The organism is Pinirhizobacter sp. (genome assembly GCF_035317885.1).
GTDB lineage: Bacteria > Pseudomonadota > Gammaproteobacteria > Xanthomonadales > Rhodanobacteraceae > Pinirhizobacter.
In genome coordinates this window covers 1-4,050 of record NZ_DATHFX010000402.1, presented here as the reverse complement: position 1 = coordinate 4,050, position 4,050 = coordinate 1, and the positions used below count along the sequence as shown (strand labels likewise).

4 protein-coding genes and 1 pseudogene are annotated in these 4,050 nt (G+C 66.6%); 3 read left to right on the top strand and 2 right to left on the bottom strand.

Annotated features, from left to right (window positions below; all coding sequences use genetic code 11):
• A pseudogene (locus VK519_RS13265) lies at positions 1-303 on the bottom strand (hypothetical protein); the annotation flags it as partial.
• Between the two features lie 89 nt (positions 304-392).
• Here VK519_RS13265 and VK519_RS13260 point away from each other — a divergent pair.
• The 3 genes from VK519_RS13260 to VK519_RS13250 are packed head-to-tail and all read left to right on the top strand — an operon-like array spanning position 393 to position 3,609.
• On the top strand, positions 393-1,598 hold the full coding sequence (locus VK519_RS13260) for an FAD-dependent monooxygenase (RefSeq protein WP_324350480.1): 1,206 nt from the start codon (positions 393-395) through the stop codon (positions 1,596-1,598).
• Positions 1,595-2,785: an FAD-dependent oxidoreductase gene (locus VK519_RS13255; protein ID WP_324350478.1), complete on the top strand. Its 1,191-nt coding sequence runs from the start codon at positions 1,595-1,597 to the stop codon at positions 2,783-2,785. Before VK519_RS13260 ends, VK519_RS13255 begins: the two co-directional genes overlap by 4 nt.
• 38 nt (positions 2,786-2,823) lie before the next feature.
• The gene (locus VK519_RS13250; RefSeq protein WP_414692751.1) at positions 2,824-3,609 is read left to right on the top strand and encodes a dienelactone hydrolase family protein; all 786 of its coding nucleotides are present in this window, start codon (positions 2,824-2,826) and stop codon (positions 3,607-3,609) included.
• A 60-nt stretch (positions 3,610-3,669) separates the two neighbouring features.
• Here the strand turns inward: VK519_RS13250 and VK519_RS13245 are convergent.
• The coding region (locus tag VK519_RS13245) for a glycosyl hydrolase family 18 protein (RefSeq protein ID WP_324350474.1) at positions 3,670-4,050 on the bottom strand (381 nt) is incomplete at its 5' end.

Below are 4,050 nucleotides of genomic sequence, written 5' to 3'. Positions count from 1 at the left end.
CCAGCTGCCACCCAGCCACATGCTGAAATAGGCCGGCACCAGGCACCAATAGGCCACCGAGACGCAGTAGTGGTCGAAGAAGCTGATGCCCTGTCCACGGATGACGAAGAAATCGACCAGCACGGCTTCGGCCATCAGCAGCGGGAAGGCCCAGCGTGCCGAGCCGCGCAACCAGAAACCGCCGAGGAAGAACACCGCCCAGGTGGCGTCGGGCAGGGCGCCGAAGTGGTTCACGCGGGTGGCGGCCATCACGATGGCGAGCAGCGCGAAAATGCCGGTGCGCTGTACGTGCGTCAAAGCCATGGGGTCGACTCCACTTCGAAAGATTCAGTTGGACAATTCTCATTCTAGCACTGCGGGCCGCCGGACCCGGCAACGCGTATTATTGGCGGATGACCGACGCGCACCCCATCCTCATCGTCGGCGGTGGCCTGGTCGGCGCCAGCCTCGCCATCGCGCTGGACGCCGCCGGCCGCGACGCCATCCTGGTGGAGGCCGGCGCCCCGCGTGTGCCCGCGCCTGCCGCTCCCGGCGACCGCAACCTGGCACTGGCACGAGCCACCGTGAACGGCCTCATCGCCATCGACGCCTGGGAGCACGCCCGCGCGGCGGCCACGGCCATCACCGATATCCACGTTACCCGGGCAGGCGACTTCGGTAGCGTGCGGCTTTCGGCCCGGGCCGCCGGCGTGGACGCCATGGGGTGGACCTTGCCCGCTCCCGCGCTGGGCGCGGCCCTGGCGAGCCGGCTCGACCATTGCACCCGGTTGCAAAGGCTGGCACCGGCGCGCCTGGAGGCATTGGAATACCAGGACGACGCCTGGCAGGCCCGACTGGCCACACCCGACGGTGTGCGAACCGTCCACGCCGCCCTGCTGGTCGGTGCCGATGGCACCGATTCCTTCGTGCGTGCAAACCTGGGCATCGGCACCGACGACATCGACTACCAGCAGTCGCTTTTCGTCGCCACTGCCACGCCGGCGCGTGCCCACCAAATGCGCGCCTTCGAGCGTTTCACCGACGATGGCCCGGTGGCCATCCTGCCGCTGGCGCAGGGGCGGGTGGGCATCATCGTCACCGTCGCCGCTGCCGATGCCGACCACATGCAGGCCATGGCGGACGACGATTTCTGCGCCGAGGTGCAGCGCCGCTTCGGCTGGCGACTGGGCAAGCTCACACGTCCCGGTCCGCGTTTCCGCCACGACATTCGCCGTGTGGCTGCATCCCGCCTCGTCGGGCCGCGTGCCGTGCTGGTGGGCAATGCCGCCCAGACCATCCACCCGATTGGTGCACAGGGCTTCAACCTGGGTCTGCGCGACGCACTCACGCTGGCCGAGCTTGCAGCTCCCGCGGCCGATCCCGGCGATGCACGATTGCTGGCCGCCTATGCAGGGCGCCGGCAGGCCGACCGCGAAGCCACCATGACCATGAGCCACGGCCTGGCTAGCCTTGCGTGCCTCCCCGAACCCGCCCTGGGCCCATTGCGTTCGCTGGCTATGCTGGCGATGGGTGCGCCGCCGCTTCGTGCCGCGATGACGGCGCGCGGCATGGGCCTGCGCGCTGGTGCTCCCATTGCGGTGCGCGAAGGGCACGCATGAGCACGCGGCGCAGCTCATCCTTGCTGGATGTCGCCGTGGTCGGCGGCGGCATGGTGGGCGCCGCGGCAGCACTGGCACTGGCACGCGAGGGCTTCCATGTGGGTCTGCTGGAGGCGCGGGATCCTGCGCCCTGGAGGCCCGATGACGAAGTGGATTTGCGCGTGGTCGGCCTGGCCGAGTCGTCCGTTGCCCTGCTGGAGGAACTCGGTGCGTGGGACGCTATCCGCGCCGCCCGCGCCAGCGCCTACCGGCACATGCACGTGTGGGACGAAGTCACCGGCAGCGCCATCGACTTCGATGCCGGTGATCGTGGCCGCAAGGCGCTGGGCTGGATCGTCGAGAACAACCTGGTGCAGCAGGAGCTTTTCCAGCGATTGCCAGGCGCGGGGGTGACGGTACGCAGTCCGGCCGTGGTGTCTGCGTGGCACGCCGATGCCGACCGTTCCACCCTCACGCTTGACGATGGCAGTACGGTGCACGCCCGCGTGGTGGTGGCTGCCGATGGTGGCGCTTCGCCTCTTCGTGCCATGGCCGGCATCGGGGTGAAAGGCCGCGACTACAACCAGCGCGCCGTCGTTGCCCATGTGTCCCACGAGCGACCACACCAGGCCACGGCCTGGCAACGCTTCCTGCTCGGCGGTCCATTGGCCTTGCTGCCGCTGGCCGATGGCCGCAGTTCCATCGTATGGTCGCTGCCCGAGGCGGAGGCTGCGAGGATCCTTTCCTTGAGCGACGCCGATTTCAGGCATGAGCTTGGCGTGACCAGTGATTTCCGGCTTGGGCCGATCATGGCCACCAGCAAGCGCACGGCCTTCCCGTTGCGCATGCAACTGGCAAAGAGCTACCAGGCAGGGCGCTTCGTGCTGCTTGGGGACGCCGCCCATACCGTGCATCCGCTGGCCGGCCAGGGCGTGAATATTGGCTTTCGCGATGTCGCTGAGCTCCGCGACACGTTGCGCGACGCACGCACGCGCGGCGCGGACATCGGCGCCGCCCATGTGTTGCGCCGCTACGCCCGCCGCCGCCGCAGCGCCGATGAACTCGATGCCTTGTCGTTCGATGCGCTCGCGCGGATCTATGCCGCGCAATGGTCACCCGTGGTCGCCGCGCGTGCACTGGGCGTGGCCGCGCTCAACGCGATTGCACCGCTGAAGAATCTGCTCATCGCCCACGCCAGTGGGCGATGACTCATCGTAAGTCCACTAATGGAGAAATGTTCATGCGTATGAGGCAATGGTTGTTCGGAAGTATCGTGTTCGCAATCGCAAGCGTCGCGCAGGCGGCGATGGTGGCAAAACCGGTGAGCTGGACGCAGGACGGCAAGACCTTCGACAGCGTGCTGGTGTACGACGATGCGGTGAAAACACCGCGCCCGGGCTTGGTGATGGTGCCCAACTGGTATGGCGTGAACGACATGGCCATCGCCAAGGCCAAGATGATCGCCGGCAAGGATTACGTGATCCTGCTCACCGACATGTACGGCAAGGGCGTGCGTCCGACCAACGACGACGAAGCAGGCGTCGCAGTCAAGCCGTTCTATGCCGATCGCTCGTTGATGAAGAAGCACGTTACCAAGGCACTTGAAGAGCTCAAGGCCCAGGTGGGCAAGGCGCCGATCGATGGCTCGCGCCTGGCGGCCATCGGCTTCTGCTTCGGTGGCTCGGCCGTGCTCGACCTCGTTCGCAGCGGCGCCGACATCGCCTCGGTGGTGACCTTCCACGGCATCCTGTCCACCGACGATGCTGCCCAGGCGAAGAACATCAAGGCCAAGGTACTGGTATTGAACGGCGCCGACGACAGCAATGTGCCCAACGACCAGAAGGCCGCCTTCGAGAAGGAGATGCGCGATGCCAAGGTCGACTGGACCCTCGTCGACTACGGCAACACCGTGCACTGTTTCACCGAGAAGGAAGCCACCGGCAAGGCGGGCAATTGCCGCTACGACGAGAAGTCGGCCACGCGCGCGTATGCCGCGATGCACGAGTTCATCGCCGCGGGGTTCAAGAAGTAAAAGTCGCGGAAGCCGGGGTCAGAGTATTCACTCTGACCCCCAATCCCGCCGACCTGTTGTCTACCGGCCGGACACCGCGCGCAGCAGTTCGCCGTCGGTGTCCTGGCTTTGCTCCCAGTACATCACGCCGCCCAGGTGCAACCTCTTGACGAAGGCCACCTTGGCGGCGATTGATTGGGGGTCGTCATAAGTGATGAAGCTGCGGGTGGTGGCGTTCCATAGGTACGGCGCCTGGGCATCGGCATCCCAGTAGCGCTTGAAGCCATTCGTGTCGACGTATTTCGTCTTCAGTTCCGGCCAGGGAACTTCCCCGCCGTACTTGCCAAAGCGCTGGTACACGCCGTTGGCCGCGGGCTTCACGTCGTTGAACCGGCGGGCGTAGAACGCCGCGCCGATGAACAACTTCGAGGCAGGCACGCCTGCCGCAAGGAACTGCGCCAC

Bases quoted from the DNA above. Each gene is read 5' to 3' on its own strand.
- VK519_RS13255 (WP_324350478.1), top strand. From the start codon at position 1,595: ATGAGCACGCGGCGCAGCTCATCCTTGCTGGATGTCGCCGTGGTCGGC.
- VK519_RS13250 (WP_414692751.1), top strand. From the start codon at position 2,824: ATGAGGCAATGGTTGTTCGGAAGTATCGTGTTCGCAATCGCAAGCGTC.
- VK519_RS13260 (WP_324350480.1), top strand. From the start codon at position 393: ATGACCGACGCGCACCCCATCCTCATCGTCGGCGGTGGCCTGGTCGGC.